This window comes from Oceanicoccus sagamiensis, assembly GCF_002117105.1.
GTDB classification, from domain to species: domain Bacteria; phylum Pseudomonadota; class Gammaproteobacteria; order Pseudomonadales; family Dasaniaceae; genus Oceanicoccus; species Oceanicoccus sagamiensis.
Genome location: NZ_CP019343.1, coordinates 2,420,791 through 2,444,127, shown reverse-complemented (window position 1 = coordinate 2,444,127; position 23,337 = coordinate 2,420,791). Strand labels below are relative to the sequence as shown.

24 protein-coding genes are annotated in these 23,337 nt (G+C 47.7%); 10 read left to right on the top strand and 14 right to left on the bottom strand.

Annotation, left to right across the window (positions count from 1 at the left end; translation table 11 throughout):
* The first annotated feature begins 87 nt into the window (after window positions 1-87).
* Window positions 88-1,692: a diguanylate cyclase domain-containing protein gene (locus BST96_RS11115; protein WP_085758777.1), complete on the top strand. Its 1,605-nt coding sequence runs from the start codon at window positions 88-90 to the stop codon at window positions 1,690-1,692.
* Here BST96_RS11115 and BST96_RS11110 read toward each other — a convergent pair.
* Genes BST96_RS11110 through BST96_RS11090 form a run of 5 tightly spaced genes read right to left on the bottom strand, consistent with a single transcriptional unit; the run spans window position 1,682 to window position 6,651 of the window.
* On the bottom strand, window positions 1,682-2,740 hold the full coding sequence (locus BST96_RS11110) for a methyltransferase (protein WP_085758776.1): 1,059 nt from the start codon (window positions 2,738-2,740) through the stop codon (window positions 1,682-1,684). The two genes, BST96_RS11115 and BST96_RS11110, sit on opposite strands and share 11 nt — an antisense overlap.
* Complete coding sequence (gene rsuA, locus BST96_RS11105) at window positions 2,737-3,426, bottom strand: 16S rRNA pseudouridine(516) synthase RsuA (RefSeq protein ID WP_085758775.1); 690 nt, start codon at window positions 3,424-3,426, stop codon at window positions 2,737-2,739. The genes BST96_RS11110 and rsuA overlap by 4 nt, the downstream gene beginning before the upstream one ends.
* Before the next feature lie 9 nt (window positions 3,427-3,435).
* On the bottom strand, window positions 3,436-4,137 hold the full coding sequence (locus tag BST96_RS11100; protein WP_085758774.1) for a glutamine amidotransferase-related protein: 702 nt from the start codon (window positions 4,135-4,137) through the stop codon (window positions 3,436-3,438).
* Window positions 4,138-4,195: 58 nt separating this feature from the next.
* Entirely contained in the window at window positions 4,196-5,065 is an 870-nt protein-coding gene (locus tag BST96_RS11095; RefSeq protein ID WP_085758773.1) for a DUF72 domain-containing protein, read from the bottom strand.
* The gene (locus tag BST96_RS11090; protein WP_085758772.1) at window positions 5,065-6,651 is read right to left on the bottom strand and encodes a peptide chain release factor 3; all 1,587 of its coding nucleotides are present in this window, start codon (window positions 6,649-6,651) and stop codon (window positions 5,065-5,067) included. The genes BST96_RS11095 and BST96_RS11090 overlap by 1 nt, the downstream gene beginning before the upstream one ends.
* An 89-nt stretch (window positions 6,652-6,740) precedes the next feature.
* On the opposite strand from BST96_RS11090, the gene BST96_RS21305 reads away from it, so the two are divergent.
* Window positions 6,741-6,863 (top strand): hypothetical protein, encoded by a 123-nt coding sequence (locus BST96_RS21305; RefSeq protein ID WP_276206913.1) that lies wholly within the window; start codon window positions 6,741-6,743, stop codon window positions 6,861-6,863.
* On the opposite strand, the gene BST96_RS11085 is transcribed toward BST96_RS21305, so the two are convergent.
* On the bottom strand, window positions 6,860-7,462 hold the full coding sequence (locus BST96_RS11085; protein WP_085758771.1) for a C40 family peptidase: 603 nt from the start codon (window positions 7,460-7,462) through the stop codon (window positions 6,860-6,862). The genes BST96_RS21305 and BST96_RS11085 overlap by 4 nt on opposite strands.
* A gap of 365 nt (window positions 7,463-7,827) precedes the next feature.
* Here BST96_RS11085 and BST96_RS11080 point away from each other — a divergent pair, with 365 nt between their 5' ends.
* The gene (locus BST96_RS11080; RefSeq protein WP_085758770.1) at window positions 7,828-8,070 is read left to right on the top strand and encodes a CDGSH iron-sulfur domain-containing protein; all 243 of its coding nucleotides are present in this window, start codon (window positions 7,828-7,830) and stop codon (window positions 8,068-8,070) included.
* Between the two features lie 59 nt (window positions 8,071-8,129).
* Here BST96_RS11080 and BST96_RS11075 read toward each other — a convergent pair whose 3' ends face one another.
* A complete protein-coding gene (locus BST96_RS11075; protein ID WP_085758769.1) occupies window positions 8,130-8,342 on the bottom strand; it encodes a carbon storage regulator in 213 nt (70 codons plus the stop codon).
* 385 nt (window positions 8,343-8,727) lie between these two features.
* Here BST96_RS11075 and BST96_RS11070 point away from each other — a divergent pair, with 385 nt between their 5' ends.
* Both BST96_RS11070 and BST96_RS11065 read left to right on the top strand, forming a co-directional pair.
* On the top strand, window positions 8,728-10,011 hold the full coding sequence (locus tag BST96_RS11070; RefSeq protein WP_085758768.1) for an ATP-binding protein: 1,284 nt from the start codon (window positions 8,728-8,730) through the stop codon (window positions 10,009-10,011).
* A gap of 2 nt (window positions 10,012-10,013) precedes the next feature.
* Complete coding sequence (locus tag BST96_RS11065; RefSeq protein WP_085758767.1) at window positions 10,014-10,541, top strand: response regulator transcription factor; 528 nt, start codon at window positions 10,014-10,016, stop codon at window positions 10,539-10,541.
* On the opposite strand, the gene BST96_RS11060 is transcribed toward BST96_RS11065, so the two are convergent.
* The 6 genes from BST96_RS11060 to BST96_RS11035 all read right to left on the bottom strand — a co-directional run bounded on the left by BST96_RS11060 (window position 10,531) and on the right by BST96_RS11035 (window position 17,211).
* Window positions 10,531-11,238, bottom strand: a complete 708-nt coding sequence (locus BST96_RS11060; protein WP_085758766.1) for a glutathione S-transferase family protein — start codon at window positions 11,236-11,238, stop codon at window positions 10,531-10,533. The genes BST96_RS11065 and BST96_RS11060 overlap by 11 nt on opposite strands.
* Window positions 11,235-12,140, bottom strand: a complete 906-nt coding sequence (locus tag BST96_RS11055) for a diguanylate cyclase (RefSeq protein WP_169713970.1) — start codon at window positions 12,138-12,140, stop codon at window positions 11,235-11,237. The genes BST96_RS11060 and BST96_RS11055 overlap by 4 nt, the downstream gene beginning before the upstream one ends.
* Before the next feature lie 50 nt (window positions 12,141-12,190).
* Window positions 12,191-13,213 carry a hypothetical protein gene (locus BST96_RS11050; protein ID WP_085758764.1) on the bottom strand — a complete coding sequence of 341 codons (1,023 nt, stop codon included), beginning with the start codon at window positions 13,211-13,213 and terminating at the stop codon, window positions 12,191-12,193.
* Complete coding sequence (locus BST96_RS11045) at window positions 13,210-13,671, bottom strand: VOC family protein (protein WP_085758763.1); 462 nt, start codon at window positions 13,669-13,671, stop codon at window positions 13,210-13,212. The genes BST96_RS11050 and BST96_RS11045 overlap by 4 nt, the downstream gene beginning before the upstream one ends.
* The gene (gene ggt / locus BST96_RS11040) at window positions 13,668-15,410 is read right to left on the bottom strand and encodes a gamma-glutamyltransferase (protein ID WP_085758762.1); all 1,743 of its coding nucleotides are present in this window, start codon (window positions 15,408-15,410) and stop codon (window positions 13,668-13,670) included. Before ggt ends, BST96_RS11045 begins: the two co-directional genes overlap by 4 nt.
* Before the next feature lie 64 nt (window positions 15,411-15,474).
* Window positions 15,475-17,211, bottom strand: a complete 1,737-nt coding sequence (locus BST96_RS11035) for a carbon-nitrogen hydrolase family protein (protein WP_085758761.1) — start codon at window positions 17,209-17,211, stop codon at window positions 15,475-15,477.
* A 286-nt stretch (window positions 17,212-17,497) separates the two neighbouring features.
* Here BST96_RS11035 and BST96_RS11030 point away from each other — a divergent pair, with 286 nt between their 5' ends.
* The 5 genes from BST96_RS11030 to BST96_RS11010 all read left to right on the top strand — a co-directional run bounded on the left by BST96_RS11030 (window position 17,498) and on the right by BST96_RS11010 (window position 22,396).
* Complete coding sequence (locus BST96_RS11030; RefSeq protein ID WP_157117928.1) at window positions 17,498-18,181, top strand: IS1595 family transposase; 684 nt, start codon at window positions 17,498-17,500, stop codon at window positions 18,179-18,181.
* A gap of 103 nt (window positions 18,182-18,284) precedes the next feature.
* Complete coding sequence (locus BST96_RS11025) at window positions 18,285-19,148, top strand: NAD-dependent epimerase/dehydratase family protein (protein WP_085758759.1); 864 nt, start codon at window positions 18,285-18,287, stop codon at window positions 19,146-19,148.
* Between the two features lie 36 nt (window positions 19,149-19,184).
* On the top strand, window positions 19,185-19,982 hold the full coding sequence (locus BST96_RS11020; RefSeq protein WP_085758758.1) for an SDR family NAD(P)-dependent oxidoreductase: 798 nt from the start codon (window positions 19,185-19,187) through the stop codon (window positions 19,980-19,982).
* Between the two features lie 158 nt (window positions 19,983-20,140).
* Window positions 20,141-20,953, top strand: a complete 813-nt coding sequence (locus BST96_RS11015) for a hypothetical protein (RefSeq protein WP_085758757.1) — start codon at window positions 20,141-20,143, stop codon at window positions 20,951-20,953.
* Between the two features lie 141 nt (window positions 20,954-21,094).
* On the top strand, window positions 21,095-22,396 hold the full coding sequence (locus BST96_RS11010; protein ID WP_276206941.1) for an MATE family efflux transporter: 1,302 nt from the start codon (window positions 21,095-21,097) through the stop codon (window positions 22,394-22,396).
* A gap of 159 nt (window positions 22,397-22,555) precedes the next feature.
* Here the strand turns inward: BST96_RS11010 and BST96_RS11005 are convergent, their stop codons facing one another.
* Window positions 22,556-23,275 carry a hypothetical protein gene (locus BST96_RS11005; RefSeq protein ID WP_085758755.1) on the bottom strand — a complete coding sequence of 240 codons (720 nt, stop codon included), beginning with the start codon at window positions 23,273-23,275 and terminating at the stop codon, window positions 22,556-22,558.
* Window positions 23,276-23,337: the final 62 nt, after the last annotated feature.

The window sequence follows — 23,337 nt, the reverse complement described above, 5'->3', positions numbered from 1 at the left end:
CCCTGCTTTGATAGAAGGCCGCTATCGGGGAGGACATTGTCTACTTTTTGACTATACTGCAGTCAAAATAATCAACAATGTCCTAACATGAAGTTACCGACTAAAACACTGCTGCTGTTGCTGGTGATCACGGCCATGAGCTTTAGCTCAGCGATCTATATACAGCGCACCTTCGTCTACCCGGAGCTGGTAGAGCTGGAAGCCAAAGCTGACCGCAAAGATGTCCAGCGGGTGGCTATTGGCTTCGATATGGTGAGAAATGTGATCAATACCCTCGCCTATGACTATGGCGTCTGGGATGACACCTTTGAATTTCTCGCCAATCCCAGTGAGCAATATATTGCCAGCAATCTGGGTATCGATAACTTTCTCCGACATGATTTTGATGTTGCCATACTGGCTGACCGAGACGGCAATATTGTTTGGTATGGCTATGTGGACCTTGCCGCTGAACGCTTTTTCCCCCCTGACGCCTATAACCCCGAAGAATTAAGGCCCTATTTTGCCGACCCTTATCGCACTCGGCCAGGCGCCCCCTTATCCAATAGCGGTATCGTCAACACCACCAAGGGCCCGCTGATTTTCTCTTCCTATAGTGTGCTTAAGAGTGATGAAACCGGAGAATCTCGCGGCAGCTTATTATTCGGCCGTCATGTTGATCAGTCTATCGCTGAAGAAGTGCAGGACATCGTTAAAATGGACTTCTCTTTTGCCACCCTGACCCCGGGCGAAAACCAGCAACTCAAGGGTAAAAACCTGTCCTGGCAATATCGCGACAACAATAATCGTATGGACTGGTATCTGCGGGATATCTTTGACGACCCCATACTTACCCTGTCAGTCCAATTGGATGAACGCGCCTTTAACGATAGCCTGATCGGCAAACCTATTCTCACTGCACTGGCGGTAATGATGGTTTCCTGGATGATCATTATTATTACCCTCAACCGAGTACTGGTAAAACCGATTCTTAAAATTGGCAAACACCTATTTCATATTCGCAGCACCGGCGACTACTCCGCCCGCTTAAATTACCGGGGCAATGACGAAGTGGGTGATCTGGGTAATGAATGTGACTTATTGATTCAGTTTATTGAAGTACAGCAAGATGAATTGGAAAAACAATCCGAGAAATTACACCGTCTATCGATAGAGGATGGTTTAACCGGTCTGGCCAACCGTCGCCGCTTTGACCAAACCTTAAATAGCTACTGGGAAATCAGCGAGCGGGAAAAATACCCACTGGTACTGCTGATGTGTGATATTGATTTCTTTAAACAATACAATGACCACTATGGCCACCAACAGGGCGATGAAGCCATCCAGGCGGTAGCCGAAGTACTGCGCTCTGCCACCAACCGAAAAACCGACCTGGCGGCCCGCTATGGCGGTGAAGAATTTGCCGTGCTGCTACCCAATACCGAAATCGAGGGCGCCGAAATTATCGCTCAACGTATTCACTCATTGATTAAAGAAAAAGCCATACCGCATCAACTCTCCACCGTCAGCGAAGAACTCACCATGTGTGTTGGTATTGGTATCAGCCGCAATCATTCCGAAATTGGCAAAGATGAATTAATTGAACAGGCCGATAAAGCTCTTTACCTGGCTAAAGCTGCGGGCAGAAACCAGACCGCGATCTACCACGATACCGACCTGATTAAAAAGCGCGCTAACGAAGTTACAAGCTAAGTAATACCAATTTAAAACTGCGATTAGACGCTACCACTTCTACCCTGGAAAATAACGGCGCCGCTTTCTTTTCCAATGGAATAAAACCATTGACCACAAACAAGCCCACACCCTTTGCATTGAGCAAACGCTTACAAGACTGTAAAAAACGCAGGGTTAAATCACTATCAATATCAAAGCCCTGATGAAAAGGCGGGTTGCATAGGACTAAGTCAGCTTTAGTATTGATGCTTTGGGCGCAATTATCGATAAGCACTTCACCATCAATATGGTGCTGGGAAAAATTTTGGGCACAGCTATTAACCGCCGTTATATTATTATCCGTTGCCACATATCTGGCGGGCAAAAACTGACTGGCCATCACGGATAAATAACCATAACCACAACCTAAATCAACAACCGACTCAGGCTGTGGCAGGCTTGCCATATGGTCTTTAAGGTAGTCGATTAAAAACGCACTGCCCTGATCGATTTTTTGCCAGCCAAACACACCTGGCTTAGTCACCAGCTCTAGTTCACCTGCGTTAATCGTAGCAAAGTCGGTATAGTGCTTATCATCCAGACGATTCACAGAAAAAGCTTTCTGATCAACATCGGCGCAAACAATCGTTGCCAATAGCGTGCTTCGGCTACCACGATGTTTTTCCGCTGGATTGGCTAATAAGTTAGCGGCTTTATCGCTATAGGTTTTAATACCTTCGTTTTTATAGCCTGCCAAATATAATTCACCCAAGGGCTTTAAGTAACGGGCAGCGGCATTAATAATATGATGAACAACGGCTTTTTCTTTAGAGACACGGTAGTAGATAGCCGAAAAAGAGCGAGCTTCAAACTCTGAAAAATCATAATCCGATAAGCGGGCATTAAAGCCCTTGGCCTGAAGCGCCTGATAAACATCATAACGATTGGTGACCGCCTGTAGAGTATCCACCACCTTAACAGCAGCAATATCCTGCGCACTGATATTTTCATCGACTAGCCATAGCGCAGGCCCACCACCATGAGTATTCAATACAGTGTGTAATAATTGCCAGGCCAGATCTTTCATATACTGGCCACCTCAGTCTCGGTCAGTTCGCGATATTCGCCAGGCAGCAGATCTTCATCCAGAACAATATCCCCAATGCGCTCACGGTGTAACATCTCTACTTTATTACCGACCGCCGCCAGCATTCGCTTGACCTGGTGATATTTTCCTTCACTGATGGTTAGCCTTGCTGTCTGCACATCAACAAGCTCCATCGCTGCGGGCTTGGTCGGGCGTTTTTCATTATCTAAATGAATACCCTGCTCAATTTTTTCCACGGCTTCATCGGTAATAGGGTCTGCGGTTTCTAGCAAATAGGTTTTATAACAATCCCGCTTTGGCGAAGTGACACGGTGTGACCACTGGCCATCATCCGTTAATAGCACCAAGCCTGTGGTATCAATATCCAGACGCCCGGCGATATGTAACTGGTCGAGATTATCTTCATCCAGCAATTCCAACACGGTTAAGTGTTCCCGGTCTTTTGTCGCGGAAACATAGCCCAGAGGTTTATGCAGCATAAAATAGCGAGCCGTAGCGGTGCGTAACAGGTCGCCATCAATAGCCACCTCAGCCTGTTCGGCAATATGCGTTTTTGGGTCAGTGACTCGAACACCATCTACCGTCACCACGCTAGACTTAAGTATTCGCTTGGATTCGGCCCGGGAGAGATCGGTGACGGAAGTTAAATATTTATCGAGGCGCATAGGCGGATTTCAATCACGCAGAAAATCAATAATCCAGCCCGCCACCATAGCCTGATCCAATGGTTGGGATAACGACTGAACCCCCTGCTGATATACATCCTCACCATAGATATCCCGGCGCAAATCCAGCAACTGCTGCGAATAGGCGGGCATAAATTCCGGGTGGCCTTGAAAACTCAGCATATGATCACCCAACTGGCACATCGCCACCGGGCAAAAATCACTGGCAGCCAATACCTCGGCACCTTTAGCAGGCTCGGTTACCTGATCCTGATGACTGACCAAAATACTGAAGGGTGTACCGCTCTGGGCATAGTCACCGGCCTTATCGGTCAGCTTGGCAGTATGGCGGGCAACGCCCCAACCTTTGTCGGATTTTTCTGTTTTACCCCCAAGGGCATGGGCAATCATCTGGTGCCCAAAGCAAATACCCACCAGTTTTTTATTCGCTTTATCCAGACTGCGTACAAACTCTGCCAAGTGATGAATCCACTCTTTATCGTCATAGACACTGGACTTACTGCCGGTCATCAAATAAGCATCGACCTCATCGATATCCGCAGGGTATTGCCCCTGTTGAACTTCATAAGTGCTGATCTCTAACGATGGATCTACCCCCCGTAACAAGGTCGCAAACATATCCGGGTATTCACCAAACTCATCGACCCATTCGGGGCGCACATCATCGGTTTTTAAAATGCCTAGTTTCATGGAATTTTCACTCGTCGATTTATCACACAGTTTAAGGCGCGAAGAAAGAGGCTCTATCTTAAAAGATCGCCAACTGAGTTTCATCTTTTATTGTTTTAGCCAAGGGCTGCCAACCCGGTAATTCACTCAATAATTGATGAAACATAGCGGCTTGTTCTGGCGCACCCAGATTATCCGGCGTATGGATAAACAGCGTCGGCTTAATACCCTGCTGCTGCCACTGAGAAATTTTATTGACCCAGGGCAGCAAGTATTGCTGGTTATGATGGAAATCTGCGCCACCAATAAACCGGATAATGGGGTGGGTGGCGGTGGGAATCGCATGGACCGGCAAGCGGGGTTTTTTGCGATGAGCGTCTTTTTCCTGCTCGGTGATGGCCGGGCGACTAAACAAAGCACGGCTATCAAAGCAAACCCTGTCGATCTGGTATTGATTGAGAATTTGGTTTAGCGCTTTTTCTTCATCACCACGATTAAAAAAATCACGATGTCTGACCTCTACCGAAAAACGATAATCGCTGGGCAACTCTTTAAGAAAGCTTTCCAGATCGGGTAATTGCTCAGGGGCAAAGCTATCGGGAAGCTGGATCATAAAAGCGCCCAGCGCCTCACCCAAAGGCTCCAAGCGTTTAAGAAACTCCGATAGTTCTACACCGCAGTAACGCAGATAATTTTCATGGGTGATTTTTCTAGGTAGCTTAAAGCAAAATCGAAAGCCCGGCTGGGCTTGAGCCTGCCAACTGGCTACCGTACTTTCGCTGGGCAGCGCATAAAAAGTGGTATTGCCTTCAACGCTATTAAATACCGAAGAATAATGTTGTAAGAAATTTTTACTGTTAGCCCCCGCCGGAAATAAACTGCCTATCCACTGCCGGTTTGACCACATGGGCAAACCTAAATCATAAAACGGCGACTGGGGGCTGCTCATTAGTGCTCTCGGGTGGCGAGGAACTTCACATCTGGCCAGCGCTCTTCCATTAATTGTAGATTAACTCGGGTGGGGGCCAGATAGGTCAGGTGGCCGCCGCCATCAATGGCAATATTGTCCGCCGCCTTCTTTTTAAACTCTTCAAGCATCTTAGTATCATCACACTCTATCCAGCGGGCGGTATAGACGCTGACCGGCTCATAGATTGCTTCAACCTTATACTCGTCTTTTAAACGATAGGCGACCACTTCATATTGTAACTGCCCCACCGCACCGACAATTAAATTGGAATTACTGACCGGCATAAACACCTGAGTCGAGCCCTCTTCCGATAGCTGCTGCAAACCTTTTTGCAAGGCCTTGGCTTTTAGCGGATCTTTTAAGCGGATTAAACGAAACATCTCCGGCGCAAAGTGCGGGATGCCGGTGTACTTTAATTCTTCACCTTCAGAAAACGTATCGCCTATTTGAATAGTGCCGTGATTATGCAAACCGATAATATCACCGGAACGGGCTTCTTCTACCGCCTCACGCTCACCGGCTTTAAACGTTACCGCATCGGCGATTTTGACATCTTTAGCAATACGCACATGCTTCATTTTCATGCCCTTGCTATAGGTGCCGGAACAAATACGCATAAAGGCAATACGGTCGCGGTGTTTAGGGTCCATATTGGCCTGAATTTTAAACACAAAGCCGCTAAACTTTTCTTCGGTGGCGGCCACTTCGCGGCTGGCTGTATTTCTTGCCAGTGGTGAAGGTGCCCATTCAACAAAACCATCAAGCATTTCCCGCACACCAAAATTCGATAAGGCGGTACCAAAAAAGACCGGGGTTAACTGACCAGCCAAATAGGCGTCTAAATCAAACTCATGACTGGCACCGCGTACCAACTCAATCTCGTCAACAAAGTCATCGTAGTAAACACCTAACAGGGCTTTGGCGTCATCACTGTCAAGGCCTTGTATTTGAATATCATCGGCAATCACATTGCTCTGGCCTTGCTTAAACACATGGATAATATCGGTATAGAGGTTATAAACCCCCTTAAACTCTTTACCCATACCAATGGGCCAATTGATGGGCGCACCCTGTATCGATAGCACCTCTTCAATTTCATCTAACAGGTCAATCGGGTCGCGAATATCACGGTCCATCTTATTCACAAAACTAAGGATGGGGGTATCCCGCAGACGACACACCTCCATTAATTTAATGGTTCTGGCCTCGACACCCTTGGCGCCGTCGACCACCATAAGGGCAGAATCCACCGCGGTTAGGGTGCGATAGGTATCCTCAGAGAAATCCTCGTGCCCCGGTGTATCGAGTAGATTGACGGTGCGGTCTTTATAGGGGAACTGCATGACTGATGAGGTGACAGAGATACCCCGCTCCTGCTCCATACCCATCCAGTCGGAAGTCGCGTGGCGATCGGATTTTTTGCCCTTAACGGTACCGGCGACCTGAATCAACTGACCCAATAGCAGCAGCTTCTCGGTAATGGTGGTTTTACCGGCATCCGGGTGCGAGATAATCGCAAAAGTGCGTCGCTGCTTCACTTCCTGGGCAAAATTACTGTCACTCACGTCTAAAACCTACTCTGTGCTGGATGGCTGGATACCCCAATGGAGGCATTCCAAAAGGCGCGCCATTTTACCTGTTCTCCAGACAGAATTTGAGTGTTATTTGTTACATAAGCACTGAAAAGCTGGATATTGATGCCAGTGACTGGCAGATGGCCCTGAATCAAGCCACTGCCAGCCCTGTTTCGGGTATGGCCGGGATGGCTGAGGCCTAATCGTCCTTAACCAGCACCGCATCAGAGAGGAAAAAATCACCGCAGAGCCGCCGCATATTCCGCTCGGTAAAGTCCGCAGGAGTATATTCGTTAGCGGGCTTGTCATCGGCCAACAAACCCAGACACTGGTAGGCCTCAGCCACCAGCTCACTACAAAATATCGAAGACAGGTCCTCATTATTATGACCAAAGGGGCCATCGGCGGCGGATTGCAATAGCTGTACCTTGTCTCGGTCATAGCTCTGACCACGCAGTTGCTTGCGCAGGTCCATCAACTTTAATAAGGCCCCTGTGGCTAAAGAGGCTCCCTTTAATTGCCGTATTGCAATATCACCGCTGTATTTTTGCACCCGGTCACTCAGCGGCACCAACTGCACGGCCTTGCGCGGCAGATTAGCATCTAAATCAGTGACATTAGTTAAGGGGGTACATTCCCAAATTGCCAGAAAGTCATACTCTGGAATGCGCATCACCATGCCAATATGGGAGAATTTATTGATGGTGCCGTATTTAATAATGTCACTAAATGCACCTTTGCCAGAGAACAGAACCAGGTCCCCCGTTGTAAGCTCGTTGCGTATGATTGAATAACTAATCATCTTTTACTCCTGATACCGAGTTAAACACAGCATAGCGCCTGAGCCTTATTTAGCTTTCCCATACGGTCAATCTTCAACGGGAAAACACCACAAGATTCGACAGTCACTACCCCAGCCAAAAAGAGCAGCTATCGTTACCAAAAAGCCGCAAAATAACCAGAGCAAAACTGTCAGAAAAATTTAACATTTTTGACGACAAATAGGAGTATGGGTTTCATAACAAGCGGGACAGCCAGCTTAAGTAACCCAGCGAAATAGTGCCGCCAGACAAGCACAAAAAACCAAGCCTCTTAGTAATCCAAACTTTGCTTCTAATGGTATAAACAGGGTCAACAGACTATTTGCAACTGATTAAGGAGTTCTCTATGAGCAAGCCAACCCGAGCAGCCGACAGCCCATTTATGGTCAACCTGGAAGAAGGTAAAACCTATTACTGGTGTTCCTGCGGCCTAAGCAAAACTCAACCTCTATGTGATGGTTCACATAAAGACAGCAGTTTTACGCCGGTAAAATATGACGCGCTGAAAAATAAAAAACAGATTATGTGTGGCTGCAAACAGACTAAAAAGCCCCCTTATTGTGATGGCAGCCATAATACATGGACATAAACCAACACCGCCGTCAGTACCGCAAGCCGCCAATCAAAGATCAGCCCTATAGGCCGCCGTTAACTTAGCGGTGAGTGTTGCTTCTCTTTATTGTTATTGGCTAAACCCTTCTGAAGCAACTCGGTTCTGACTATACGTACGGCCTTGGGTGCATCAATACATAGCGACACCTGGCCACGACAAAGGCGAGAGACAGCCAGTTGGATAATTTCACCAGACTCGGTAGTAAACGTGATCGATTGATTTTCTTTACGGGTTAACACCAATGCCATGATAAAGTCCTTTTTGTGATTTTCGTTTCCTGCCGAGAGTTATAACATGTGTTTTGCTAAAGGCAAAACACTATATTTCCCTGTGGATTATATTTACATTAATTGAGTATTAGCTTAAATAATTAACCGAAAAATCCGCATAGCAGCGATAGTCTTGGGAACATTTCTTGTCATCAAATCGCACAGTTTCACCGTTAATGAGCTCGGTATGCCAGCCACAGGGCATATCCCCGGATCGACAAAATCCAGTGGTAATTCGTGCATAAAACCTCACCACTGGTAGCACCAGCACTGCGGCATTTAACCGCAGAAGAACAGTGCCCCTCGCCCCTCTCATTGCGCTATACTCCCGGTCATATCGACAACACATACCATAGCGCTCACTATGCCAACCCCATCACTGCAACTTACGGCCTCAATAGCCAACCTCAGGCGTCTGGCTATTATTCGCCTGATTTTGATTTTCGCGCTATTAACAGCACTGATTTATATTTATCTGGGCCCCGCTCCCCCACTGCTTGATACGGCCCATTTAAGTATTTTGGCCTTTATGTCACTGGTCAATATGCTGACTTACTGGCGCTTACAGCAGCCCTGGCCAGTAACGGATATTGAGTATTTTTTCCAATTGCTGGTGGATATGGGAAGCTTTACCTTGCTACTGTATTTTAGCGGCGGCGCCAGCAATCCGTTTGTTTCTTATTATTTGGTACCTCTAACCATTTCCGCAGCGGTATTGCCCTGGCGCTTTACCTGGGTGGTGGCCGGACTCTCGTTAAGTGCATATACCCTGCTATTGTTTTTTTATAAGCCACTGCCATTTTTACAACCGGCGATGGACCATAGCCAACATGGCAATGCCTTAAACGCACATATTGTGGGCATGTGGATTACCTTCGCCTTAAGTACCGGTTTGATTACCTATTTTGTCGTCAAGATGGCCAACGCCCTGCGTCAGCAGGACATTTCTCAGGCGGCCAACCGAGAGAACGATTTGCGCGATGAACAGATTCTGGCGGTTGCTACCCTTGCCGCAGGCACGGCCCATGAACTTGGGACACCACTGGCCACCATGACTGTGTTAGTTGAAGAGCTACAACAGGATTATCAGCAGCAAAAAGATTTAGGCCAGGATTTATCACTGCTCAATACACAACTGACCAGTTGTAAAAGGATCTTGCAGGGCTTGGTCTCTACCGCCGAAGCGCACAACCACGGTCGACGCCAGTCCGTTGTGTTAGCCGACTATATAAGCCAGCTATTAAACCACTGGCAGGTCTTGCGACCCGACGCCCATTATCAGTTTTCAGCCACAAAGGCTTGCTACCAATTAACACTGGAAGTGGATACCACCCTGGACCAGGCCATTAATAATTTATTAAATAATGCCGCCGATGCCAAACCAGATAATATCGAAGTCACCGTTGATGGTAATAACCATGAATTAACGGTAATGATTCGCGACCATGGTGAAGGGATTGATCCCGATGTAGCCGAACAACTAGGCAAGCCCTTTATTAGCACCAAGGGCAAAGGACTGGGCTTGGGCCTATTTCTTAGCCATGCCACAATTAACCGCTATAACGGCAGTATTACTCTGCACAACCATCCAGAGGGCGGTACACTGGCCACTATTAAACTCCCCGTCAATCCATTGCAGAGCAGGTAGTTATGGAACGCTTTTTACTGGTCGATGATGACGAAGCTTTTACCCAGGTACTGGCCCGCGCTTTACATCGCCGCGGACTGGAAACGGCATGCGCCCAAAATGCGTCGCAGGCCTTAGAACTGGCCCAGCAAGAAACCTTTAGCAAAGCGATTATTGATTTAAAAATGGAAGGCCCTTCCGGCTTAACCTTAATCCCCAGCCTAAAAGAACAGCAACCGGCCATGGATATTGTGATGTTAACGGGTTACTCCAGTGTTGCCACTGCGGTGGAAGCCGTCAAGTTGGGGGCGGTTAATTATTTATGTAAACCGGCTAATACCGATGAAATTCTTGCCGCCTTTGCCAATATTGAGGGGGATGCGGCGGCCAGCATTCCAGAGCAGCGCCCTTCAGTGGATCGGCTGGAGTGGGAGCATATTCAAAAGGTATTAGCGGAACAGGATGGTAATATTTCTGCTACGGCCAGAGCGTTGGGAATGCACCGTAGAACCCTGCAAAGAAAACTGAATAAGCGACCGGTTAAAGAATAACGGAGCTTTTATTTAATAGCTGCTTAATCCGACTATAAAAATCCTGAAGATTCTGATGCTCGGCATAGGCGGCCTCAAAGGCCGGCGTGGTGCCGGTTAAACCAAACCCTATTTGACCATAGACGGCAAAATCCGCAGCACTGGCTTGCCTGGCATAAAAATAGGGTGAGTCGCCCAAAATAAGCGACAGGTCTTGCAGTTGCCGGGCAGTTTCTTCGATCAATACAGACTGGGGTAGACGCCCCAAACCCTGAGCTATTGTACTGCTGGCTAATTTCTTCTTTATTATTTTTCCCAAAATAAAACCAAGAGCTGCCGGCATCGCAGAAGTGATTTGCGCAATCGCTTTATCCGCATTGTCACGCTGCCAACGCATGGCCATAATGTACCAATATAAGGATTCATCACACCAGTCTTCCAACTGCCGCTGCTGCGCTGCCACAACGGGATCGCTTGACCACAGTGCAGGCTCTGCTTGCAGTATTTCCAACTCACGCAGGATAAACGTAGAGTCATAATGCATAACACCGGCTATATCAATGGCGGGCATTTTTTGCGTGATTGGGCTTTTGCGTTTAATGGCTGCCGGGGTCTTCATCATTTCTATAGACCAGGCCAGACCTTTGTAATCCAGAGCAGCGATCACCTTTTCAACATAGGGTGAGCCACGAAATCCATAGACGGTTATTGTTTTCATTGCGGGCTGACCACCACTTTATTGCGGCCACTATTTTTAGCATCGTATAGGGCTTGGTCCGCCAACTCTAGCAACTGCTGCCAGCTTTGGTCACAACTGGCTGCCACTCCCACACTAATAGTCAGGCACTTAAACGGGCTTTCACTATGGGGCAAGGCCATAGCCTCAACCGCAGCCCTGACCCGTTCAGAAGCAACAATAGCATCTTCGGCATTGGTCTCAGGCATTAATAATAAAATCTCTTCGCCTCCGTAACGGTAGGCCCTATCACTAACACGCATACTTTCTTTGATCACATCGGCCAAGGCTCGCAGGGCATTATCCCCTCGTTGGTGACCGTAATAATCATTATATTTTTTAAAAAAATCGACATCCATCAGCGCTACCGCATAGCCTTTTTTATACCGTCTGGCAGAAGCTTCAGTAAAATTTAATTCCACTTCCATGGCCCGCCGATTACCAATTTTCATCAGAGCATCTTCATTAGAGAGTAAATGCAACTCATGGTTTTCGGTTTCCAATTGGCTTTGACGTTCAATCAGGTGCACATAGGCATCAACCATATCGGTTTGGGTTACCAAACCTACCAACTGTTCATGTTCGTTAATTACTAAGAGGTGGCGCAACTTGCGGCTACGGGCTAAAACCAGCGCATCATATAAAGAGGTGGTCTGTTGCACACAGACAGGGTCTTTGCTCATAACCTGGGCAACGGTAGCATTGCTGATTTTCTGGCTAACCAAGGTGTCAGAAAAAATCCTGACAATATCTCGCTCGGTGATAATCCCTTTAGGAAACCCACTCTCACTGACCAGCACGCAGGAACATTTTTTCTCACACATAATAGCGACGGCATCAGCCAGACGATCAGCGGGTGAAACACCTGCTACAATTTCTGTCATTAATTCGCCAATAATCATGAATTTTCTATACCTCTACCTTTATGCACTCTTTATAAAGTGACTTTTTTGCGTCGGTTAAACCAGAGAAAGACTTGGGTTAATAACATCAATAATAGCGCCAAAATAAAAATACCCACATAACGCACGCCTACGACTATCGGCAAACGCTGGGCCTCTGCCGCCTCCAGAAAACCAAACACCACAAAGGCTGCCAGCGTAAATACCAAAATCAAGCGCCGCTGCAAGCTTGTCAGGGGAATGCCGTACATTTGGGTTATAGTAAACGCGCCTAAACCGGTTAACAGGAACATACTGGCACTGGCTCCTGTTTTACTCATAAAATAAGCCACCAAGGCACCGTGCACGGAAAACAAGGTCTCTAAGGAAACCGTCCACCAGCGGTTGGTATGGGAGCGAGTAAAAAACAAACTGCCCTGCAACATCAACATAATGGTGTAGAAAGTACCCGCCAAATGACCGATTGTGATTTCAATAGGGTGGTACCAAAAGGTATAGATAATAGCCCAGGAAAAATAATAGCCGTGGTAGCGTTTTAGGTTGTCGCCGACACTAAACAGAAAGGAGACTTTTTTACCAAAGAATAAACCCCGGCGCTTATTCTCCATAATAAAGATCATAAATAACATCACAACAACAGAGCCAAAGGAGCTAAATATCGAGGTATCTTGCGCAAGACCGTCATAGAATATTTTAGTTTGTACAATATGCAATACCACAAAGACCGCGTTGACCGCCAGAGCCAGTACATTAAAGCGGTGCAGTTTTTTGCTGTAGTTGGGCTTGGCTTGTACAGCATAATAAATTATGGCCCACATACTTAACTGGTGACAGAGGTAACCCACCCAGGAAGTTAGCTGCGCAGGCAGGCTAGCTTCCGGCAGTTTCCAGTAATACCAACTCGCCCCCTGATCGGGCAAAAATTCAATATGCGCACTATAGGGGCCAGCCAGCATCACCACACCGATTAATGCAGCGCAACCAAGCAGCCCCCACCACCAGCGATATTCGATAGCGACTTCTTCTGCCAGATTGTCTCGGCTAATGATACTCATGGCTGGTTAATCTCTATCAGTTCAATCACTAAACCCCCGGTGGTTTCAGGGTCGAGATAGCAGAGTTTTTTCTCACCAAAATCGACGACGCCGCCCGGGGTGACATGGCCGGGTTGAATGCCGTTTTTTTCCAATACAGCAACAGCACCATCAATATCATCTACCAAATAGGCAACATGGTTAATACCGGCCATACCTGACGGCATCGGCAACAGGATATCTTTAAAATACGCTGACACCGGTTCAACTAATTCAAACTCGGTACTGCCCACCGTAATAAAAGCGAAATTTGTCATCACTTCCATACCTTCGGGGTTGGGCGGTATACGAATATCGTCGTCATCGACGCCATAGACGCGTTTAAAATTATTAATCGCCGCATCCATATCGCTAACAATATGACCCACATGAGCCAGGCCGGTTATATACTCTTTTAGTGTTGTCTTTATGGTTGTCACAATGATTTTGCCGCTTTATTTTGTTGAATAATTCTGGGCTCCGCCGCCGCCTCAAACACTTTGCCATCGTTGGAATAGATAGCTTGAGTAGTGCCATTATAGGGCCGCAGATAAATTTTATGGCCGCGTTGCTCCAACGCCTCTCTGGTGGCTTGTGGTAGTATCTCTTCGGTCATCGTCACCTGTGGCAGCCACTGGTTATGTACTCGCGGTGTAGCCAGCGCCTGCTCAACGGTCATACCCAAGTCCAGCATATTCACAATCCCCTGTAGCACCTGAGTAATAATGGTTGGGCCGCCCGCGGCACCAATACTTATAATAGGCTGGTTGCCTTTCATAACCAGAGTCGGACTCATACTGGAAAGAGGACGTTTGCCCGGCTGAATGCTATTGGCTTCATTGCCAACCAAACCAAAAGCGTTAGGTACGCCGGGCTGGCTGGAAAAATCATCCATTTGGTTATTCAGTAATACTCCGGTGCCGGGGATAACCACTTTAGAACCGAAAGAGGTATTTAAGGTGGTGGTAATCGCAACCCAATTACCCCATTTATCAGCGGTAGAAATATGGGTGGTGTGTTTGCCAAAAAAGTCAATATCGGCTTTGGGCGGATTGCCATGACTAATATCCACGGCAGCTTTATTAAAACTGATGCCATTGCTGAGTTGCTCGGCATAGCTTTTTGCGATGAGTCCTTTAGGGACTTTCACAAAATCCGGATCGCCTAAAAAGTGGGCGCGATCGGCAAAGGCTAGTCGCATGGCTTCAGCAAGCAGGTGATAACGGTCGGCTTCGCTAAGGGCGGCAATATCGTAGCGCTCTAACATATTGAGTATTTGAGCCACATGCACTCCACCAGAACTGGGTGGCGGAAAACCGTAAACGGTATAGCCGCGATAATCGCTTTTTACCGGTTCACGAATCAGCATTTTATAGTTGGCCATATCTTCGGCGGTAAGAATACCGCCGTTGTCTTCCATCCACTGAATCAGCGCTTTAGTAAAGGCACCACGGTAGAAATAATCAATGCCCTGCTCTGCCAATTCACGGTAGGTTTTTGCCAGATCTTGTTGCACAAAGTTATGACCGGCGGGCCAGGGCTGGCCTTTAGCATCTAATAAAATGGCCGCGGTCTCAGGAAACATTTGAATAGCCGAAACGTTGGAGCTTATGCGCGCATGAGATACGGCACTTAAAGGAAAACCCTGCTCGGCAATATCAGCGGCGGGGAGCAGCACATCTTTTAAGCTAAGTTTACCCGCCCTGTTAAGGAGATAGTCATAGACCACCAAGGCACCGGGAACGCCTACCGCCAGTGCCCCGGTTTGACTAAGGGCACGCTCGGCTTTGCCATCCCGAAGATACATATCACGGTGGGCGGCTTGCGGCGCCATTTCACGGCCGTCAATCGCCTCTATATTCCCATCGGCATAGCGAATCACGGCAAAGTTACCGTTGCCAATACCGGAATTATGGTTGTCGACAACACCCAGAGTCAGGGCGACAGCGACGGCGGCATCGATGGCGTTGCCACCCTGCTGCAAGGCATTTATACCGGCCTGGGTGGCCAGGGGATGAATAGAGGCGACGGAGCCAACACCGTTCTCACTACTTCTAGCGTAATTAGCCGCACTGGAATAATCCGTGTTAGAACTATCAGCAGTGGCCAGCGGGCTGAAACTGACTATTGCCGCCGCTACAGTGAGTCTTGCCAGTGCGGTTATCCATCGCGCCTTCATAAAATACCTTTGCTGTACTTGTTAGTGGTTTGTCTTGAGCGCTACTGTAGGGGGAAACGCCGCTTTACTCAACCAGTCTGCCGCTAAGTTGCCATGGTCTTTGTTGCAGTAAATCGGTATTGGCAGACATCACTTTATTAGCAGCGGCATTGGGATGAATCGTCGCTGTCGTGACGATGGTATCTTTAGCCTGCAGGGTAATAATCGGGTAGTTGATATTGCCGTCAAAGGCCCGCTCTTTCCACTCGGTCAAAATAGTAAAGTCTCGCTCCAGAGAACAGATGACCCCGCCCCCTTGCGGCCGCTGTCGGCTGGCAGCAATCACACAAAGTCGGTTTTCGGCAGCACGGGACAGCAAACCAAATTCTATTTCCCAGGCTTCCTGCAAGTCAAAGGGCACAATAATGGCATGTACCCCGCGCAAGGCGGCCACTTTAATTAGCTCGGGATAAACTGCATCGTCACCGGTAATGATCGCAACCTTGCCCCAGGACAGATCGACGGTATGTAGTTGATCACCGGGCGTAGCCCAGCTATGCCGCGCAATACTATGCAGCTGTGGCTGCCGGGCAACCACACCTTCGCTATTAATCAACAGGCCAGTATGGGCTGTGCCGGTGGCATGTTGTTCTACCAGCGTGGTGGCAATATGCAGCGCCCCTGAACAAGCCTGTTGTAGCTGCGCAATTGCCGATACCGAAAGCTGGACTGCCTGTTCCACGTCGGTGACTAAAGCATTGGCAAAGCAGAATAGCTCGGGCAGTACGACCAACTGTATGTCGTCATTTAACAGCGCTATCGCCTCTATGACTTCGGCAATGGCAGCTTCGCCGTCAGCTTGAGGATTAATAATGGCAACCTCAGCAGTCTCAGCAGCTGGCCCGCAATATTCACCTTCTGGTGCTTTAACGATATCGCTATACAGTTCGGGGCGACGGGATAAGAATAAGTCAGTGCCATCGGGGCGCAATTTACTATTGCTATCTGCCAGATTGATCTCAGCAATAACAACAGCCTCTTCATCTAATGGGCCTTTGGCAAGTATGCTGCCATCAGGCGCTACAATCTGGCTTTCGCCGGCACCCATTAAAAATTTCAGCGGAATACGAGTGGCTTCTGATACCGGTTCTAATAATGGGCGAGGAATTAATGGCCCCACTTTATTAGCTGCTACCAGAAAGACTTTATTTTCTGGTGCTCTGGCCGGGATATGCAGGGAGGCCTCATCCAGAGCAAAAGAGTTTAGCGAGTCACAGAATAATTGTGCTCCACGTAAGGCCAGACCTCGCGGTGTTTCACAGGTCACACCATCTCGGCAGGGGAATATACCTAATTGGCCAAAAGGGGTTACTACCACGGGGCTTACGCTATCGGCACGGACAAAGTAATCATTCTCATGCCCCATCAGGGTTTGTTTATCGGACTGAGACACTGTGCTGCCATCCGGACCGAAGAGAAATGAGGTGACCGTGATAGCCGGTGCCGTGCGCTGACAGGAAACATTAATCACGATATAGCACTGGTGCCGGGCCGCTCTGGCCGCCACCGCGGCCAAGAACTCTCCACCTTCGGGCACAGCGACTCGCCAGGCATGGTCATCGTCGTCATACCAGGACAGGTGATTGCAAAATTCTGGCAGTACCACAATATCGGGCTGCTGCAGAGCCGCTTGGTCAATCATGCGCAGGCATGTCGCCAGGTTCTCATCAACATCGGTGCCGGTTTCAAATTGCACCGCTGCTACTTTAGCCATACCGCCTGTGTTCATAATTTCACCATCATTATAATTAGTTTTACCCATTTGGGACGCTGCACTGCTGCTTTTGAGACATCTTTTCAGGGCTTTACACTAGCACCAACAAAGATGATTTATTATTTAAAATCAATAAGATAAAATTTAAAAAGCAATGAAGAACAACACTTTACCCGACATTATCATCCTAAGCTCTATTGACTTAAATGACATATTGATAGTATTTTATAGCAATTGAATAGCCTAATGTTATCTCTTTATAACAATTAAATATTTTAAACGCTGTTTATAGTGACTTTTCTTCAGTCGCCGTAGCCGCCAATTGCCGATAGTAATGAGCGAAAACAAGAACCGATATTACAAGCATTCACGGATAAGCGAAGCAAAATTTCGACAAATTTTGCGCTGCTTTGCGATGGATTTAACGGCTACCGAGACAGCCCAACTAACGGCGGTCAGTGTACGTTCTATTAATAGTATTTTTCTAAAGATCAGGGGCCGGGTAACGGCACTGTGTGAAGAAGAGTCCCCTTTTGTCGCTGATGATGAGGCCAGAGGTGTTTCGGTCAGTGGTGTCAGCAGCAAAAACAGCCAGGAAGCGCAGGACCCGGTTAATCAATACGTAGCTTTTGGCATTTATCGCCGCGACGATAAGATTTACACCGAGTTTGCCCCCAACTGTACTCGCCGTATTTTACACCATAACCAACGTCACGGCGCCACTCTCCCTGAGCTGGTTAATGCAGAGGGCTGGAAAGGCTATGACGGTTTGGTGGATGTCAATCAAACCCGCCTATACCGCATGAACAGCACCGACGAACTTACCGGCCAGGTGACTAACACCATGAATGCCGTAGATTCGTTTTGGAGCTTTGCCAAGCGCCGTATGGTTCAGTTTAATGGTATCCATAAACACACATTCTATTTGCACTTAAAAGAAACCGAATTCCGATTTAATTATCGCCGCGACAATGTTTACCGCGTTTTACTGAAAATGCTGCGCACTACCCCCTTGTAAAAACTCTGGCAACTGATCTTTTACTGCCACTGCTTACGTACAACTGGGTGTTATAATCGGTGTAACTTACAATAATTTAAAGCACACGCTACATGGAGCAACTATGAAAGTTCTAATTCTGGGTATGGGTCACGTTGGTAAAGCACTGGCGGGCCGCTTACGCGCTGAAGGTCACACCGTGGTAGGTACCACTACCACACCGGGTAAAGTTGAAGACCTGAAAAAAGTCGCTGATGAAGTGGCAGTATTAACCGGCGCAGATACCGAGAAGGTAGTCGCCGCAGCCAAGGGCTGTGATGCTATTGTGGTAACCGTTGCCCCCAATGTTAAAAATACGCGTACTATTGAAGAACGCCATGTTCACTACCACGACGTACTGGTAAAAAGCTGTGCCAGCGCTGCGGCAGCCTGTGACACCATTTATTTTTGCTCTTCGTTTTCGACTTACGGTGATGGCGGCGAAGGTAGCGACCCGATTACTGAACAAACCCCCACCTCCAACCATGAAGAGCCCTCTTCCAAATACTACCAGGAAGCGGAGCAGGAAGTACTGGCCAAGTCCGGCGGTTGTGCACTGCGCTACCCGGATATGTATGGTGCCCCTGGCGATATGACGTTTCCTGAGCGGGTTAAAATGAGCCATGAGTATTTTGGCGGCAAAACTATTTTCGGACCAGACGCACCGTTATATGCCATTCACTTTGAAGATGTGGTTGAGTCTATTTTCCACGCCTTAACGAATCAGTTATCCGGCCTGTATAACGTCTGCGATAACGACAATGTGCCATATACCAATAAAGAAGTATTTGATGCTATCTGCGAAGCCGAAGGCCTTGAACGCCTGGATTTTATGAACCAGATTAAAGCGCCAAATCGTAAAATTTCGGCACAAAAGTTTTACGATACAGGTTATGCGGTAAAACATAACGACCCCAATGCTGCCGTTGTAGAAAACGCTAAAGGCTAAGCCCCCTTTAACTCGATAACAATAAGAGATAAAGCCATGAGTAATGTTGTAATTACTGGCAGCACAAAAGGTATCGGTTTTGGCCTGGCACGGGAATTTGCCGTGCGTGGCCACAATGTCGCCATTGCAGGGCGTAGCCAATCATCCATAGACGATGCACTACAACGCATCGGGAAATTACCGGGAAAGGTGATTGGCAACCCCTGCGATGTCTCCGACATTGATCAGGTTCAGGCCTTATGGGATAAAGCCTATAATGAGTTTGGCTCGGTGGATATCTGGATCAATAATGCCGGCCTTGCCTGCACAACGCATAAGATTATCGAATATAACAATACCGATGTTAAAAACATGGTAACCACCAATGTGCTGGGTACCATTAATGGCTGTCAGGTCGCAGGTCGCGGCATGTTAGCAGCTAACAGCGGTAAGATTTTTAATATGCTGGGCGGCGGTTCTGACGGCAGTTATTTTGCTGGTATGGGTATTTATGGCACCACCAAACGCGGCTTAAATTATTTAACCGATGCCATGGTGAAAGAGTTTAAAGATAGCAATGTGCTTATTGGTGGCATTAGGCCCGGCATCATTATTACTGAAGCCGTTATTCGTGAAGCCCATGAAGATATGGAAAGCTTCCAGAAGTCACGTAAAGTGATGAATATTCTGGCAGATAAAGTCGAAACTGTTGCGCCTTTTTTGGTAGACGGTATTTTAAATCTTAAAAAATCAGGTGGCGAGATTGCCTGGTTAACTGGTGGCAAAATTGGTATGCGGATGATGTTCTCTCGCTTTACCAAACAAGAAGATAAATTCGCCGACTTTGGTCTATAAACAAGCTGTTATGACTCAGCTGTTATAAAAGGTACAAAACCATGAGCAAACCGATTAGCAAAATCTGTCGCGGCATTCCTCCCCCGCCACCGCAGCCGTTAACAATAAAACACTTTAATTATTAGATCATAAGGGAGGCGCACTCCCTGGAGAAAACAATGGCTACAGATACTAAATCGATTCATGACTTTCTGGCGGAAAACCCGGACGTTGATGTGACTAAATACTGGGAACGCTGCTATAGCATTCTTACCGACATTAAAAATAAAATTGCGGCACGTTTTCCTGAACTGGAACTGCACCCCTCCTGTGAAGGCAAGGAATACTACCAATCACCCAACGGTGAGTTTGAAGGCTCCATGCAGGCATGGACCGGCGATGAAGGCTGCAATTGGCTGGTGAATTCCTGGTTAGGTAATCGCAAGGCGTCTATTCTGGATATGAATGCTACCGCCTTTCTAGGCCAGGACACCGATGTACCGCACTGGATTATGGTATTTGGTACCGTGCCTTCGCTGTTTTTCTATTTTGATTTTACCCCTCGTCGTGACCTGATGACAGATATGGATTATTTAGATAAGTATTACGGTGAGATCAATGATGATTACCTTGCCCTGCGTGGCCACCCTAACTTCCAGTGGAATGTTAGCCACGGTACTTATATGCGCGCATTAACCAACCCATCGACACAGAGCCTTACCGCTGAACTGAATGATGAAAATATCGACATTCTGGAAGAGTATGCCTATAAGATGCTCGACCGCTGGATGAATTGGTTAGATGAAGCCAAGGCTGTCCCCACCGAAGAGCGCGATGCTTTGCAAAAATATGACTATACCGTGCGCCGCTTAGGTTATGAGCGCGACCCCATGAATAAATTGGCGGTCAATGTGTTTGGTGAAGAGCGTGTTGAAGATATGCTGAATACCCGTATGGGACATCAGCAGATGGAAGATACCAAAAAGTTCTAATGTTTTACCCCGTCATTCCCGCCCCGGCGGGAATGACAAGCAACTCCTTTAATGGCCCGGTAATTTGCCTACAGACTTACAGCCAAGCAACCCCCGAATTCTCCTGTTAGCAGCAAAGGCGACTGGCGTGAAGTCTGGTCTCTGGCCGCCCCCTCCAGCGCCGTATTTTTTATGGTCACAGTTGCCAATCTGGCGACGATTAAAATTGCCGCGGGTTTAGGCCCCGACGCTCTGGCAGCAGTGACCACCGGCGCAAGACTCTATAATATCTTTAACGCTGTAATGATTGGTTTATCTGCTGGCACACTGGCACTGGTCAGCCGCGCCTGGGGGGCAGGTGATAAACACCAAGCGGCCTCCCTGCTAAGTACATCGCTGGTAGTTAGCCTGTTGATAGGGATGACCATGACGGCGGTTATGCTATTAATTACACCAGCGCTGGTTTCAATTTTTGGCCTACCCCCTTCCGCCACGGCAGCATCGGTGACTTATGTACGCCTGTTCTCCTTATTTTTAACACCGATTGCCGCTTATATTATTTTGGCGGCGTCTCTCCGTGCCGCTGGTGATGCCCGCACCCCAATGTTTTACGCCGCCATTATTAATCTATTAATTGTCACCCTCGGCTACTGGCTAACCTATGGTGGTTTGGGTTTACCCGCCTTTGGTGTTGACGGAACCGCGGTAGGTAGTGGCCTGGGTAATTTAGTCGGCGTGATGATCGCTTTCTTTTATTGGCGTAAAGGGCGCTTTCGACTTACCCCACAAAAAACCGAAGCCATGCAACGAAAAAAACAACTGGCCCAGTTATGGAAATTGGGGTATCCGGCGGCGCTTGAGCAAGGGGTTATGCAAGTTGGTTTTCTCGCGTTTTTATGGGTGGTTGCCCATTACGGCACTGCCGCCTATGCCGCTTACGGCACCGGCGTAACCTTACTTTCACTGTCTATGGTAATCGGTTTTGGGTTTTCTATTGCCGGCTCTATTTTGGTTGGCCAGCAACTGGGCGCAGGCAATATTGCCGCAGCGCAAGCCGCTGGTTGGCGCGCCATGCGGCAATCTGTGATTATTTTGGTAGCTCTGGCTATTGTGATGGTGCTGTTTGCCAACCCCTTATCACTCTGGTTGGTAAACGATAAAGAAGTGGCTCACAATACGGTCTTGTTTATTTATGTATTCTGTTTGGCCCAACCGTTTATTGCAATTGATATGGCTTTGGGCGGAGCGCTGCGTGGCGCAGGTGATACTCGATTCCCGCTCTATGCCGCTATAGCCGGTTTGATTGTGGTGCGCTTTGGTCTGGCATTTATTTTTATGTGGCTGGAGTGGTCGGTGGTGTGGATTTATGGTTCAGTGATTGGCGATTACCTGGTGAAAAATGCTTTATTTATCTGGCGCTTTAAATCCGGGCGCTGGGTTAAGCACCATGGCCTGCAACAGTAACATCTCTGTCTTACCGCACAGGCGCATTGCTGTTCGGGGCAAACACTTTACGCAGGGTGGATTATAATCCACCAAGACCAGCAATGAGTTAGCTTATACCGGTGGATTATAATCCACCCTACTATGAGCGTTAGTTGTGTCCTGAAGCCTCTTATTGTCTTAAAACGCCTGACCCAAAGTTAAAAAGTACTGTGTATCATCCAGCTCGATAATACCGTTATCACCAAAATCCATTTCGCTATCTACCTTGCGCGCACTGACGCCCAATACAAAGCCATTGTTCAAAATAATATCAATACCTGCGCGGCCGTACACACCCACATCAACATCCGTCTCCCGGCTGCTGGGTTCAAATTCTATATCGGCAATACTGCCACCATCCAAGGGCTGCACACTGACATCATCATCATCGATGGCCATTGAGCCAATCATTATTGAAGGGCCTGCGGAAGCATAGACTCTAAGCCAGGACCAGGGTCTGACGCTGACAAAACCACCCAGTGATAAATCCAGCATCCACAATTCATTTTTGACTCGGAGGCGAGCCGTGGCGCCGCCGTCAGACTTGATAAAATAACTGGTATCATTTTTAAACGAAATTAAACCGCCACTTTCAAAACCGTATTGAAAGATACCATCACCCTTACCGATTTGTGCCGCCACCCCACCATAGATAAGGTCATCGCGATCGGCGGAGACTTGATCGCCATTGTCATCTTCGATGGTCCAGGAGTCTTCAGCATCGAGCTTGCCCAGCATGACATGCAGGTAACGGATATCCATACCATCTTGCTGCCGGTAATCTTCTTTTTTTTGTGCGTGGAGAGTGATGGCTTGCAGGAGAAAAAAAATACTGATCAACAGTACAACTGGCTTCATAATCGTTATCCCAGGTTACAATGTTATTGATGTGCAATGGTTTTTATTATCGTAGTGTTATC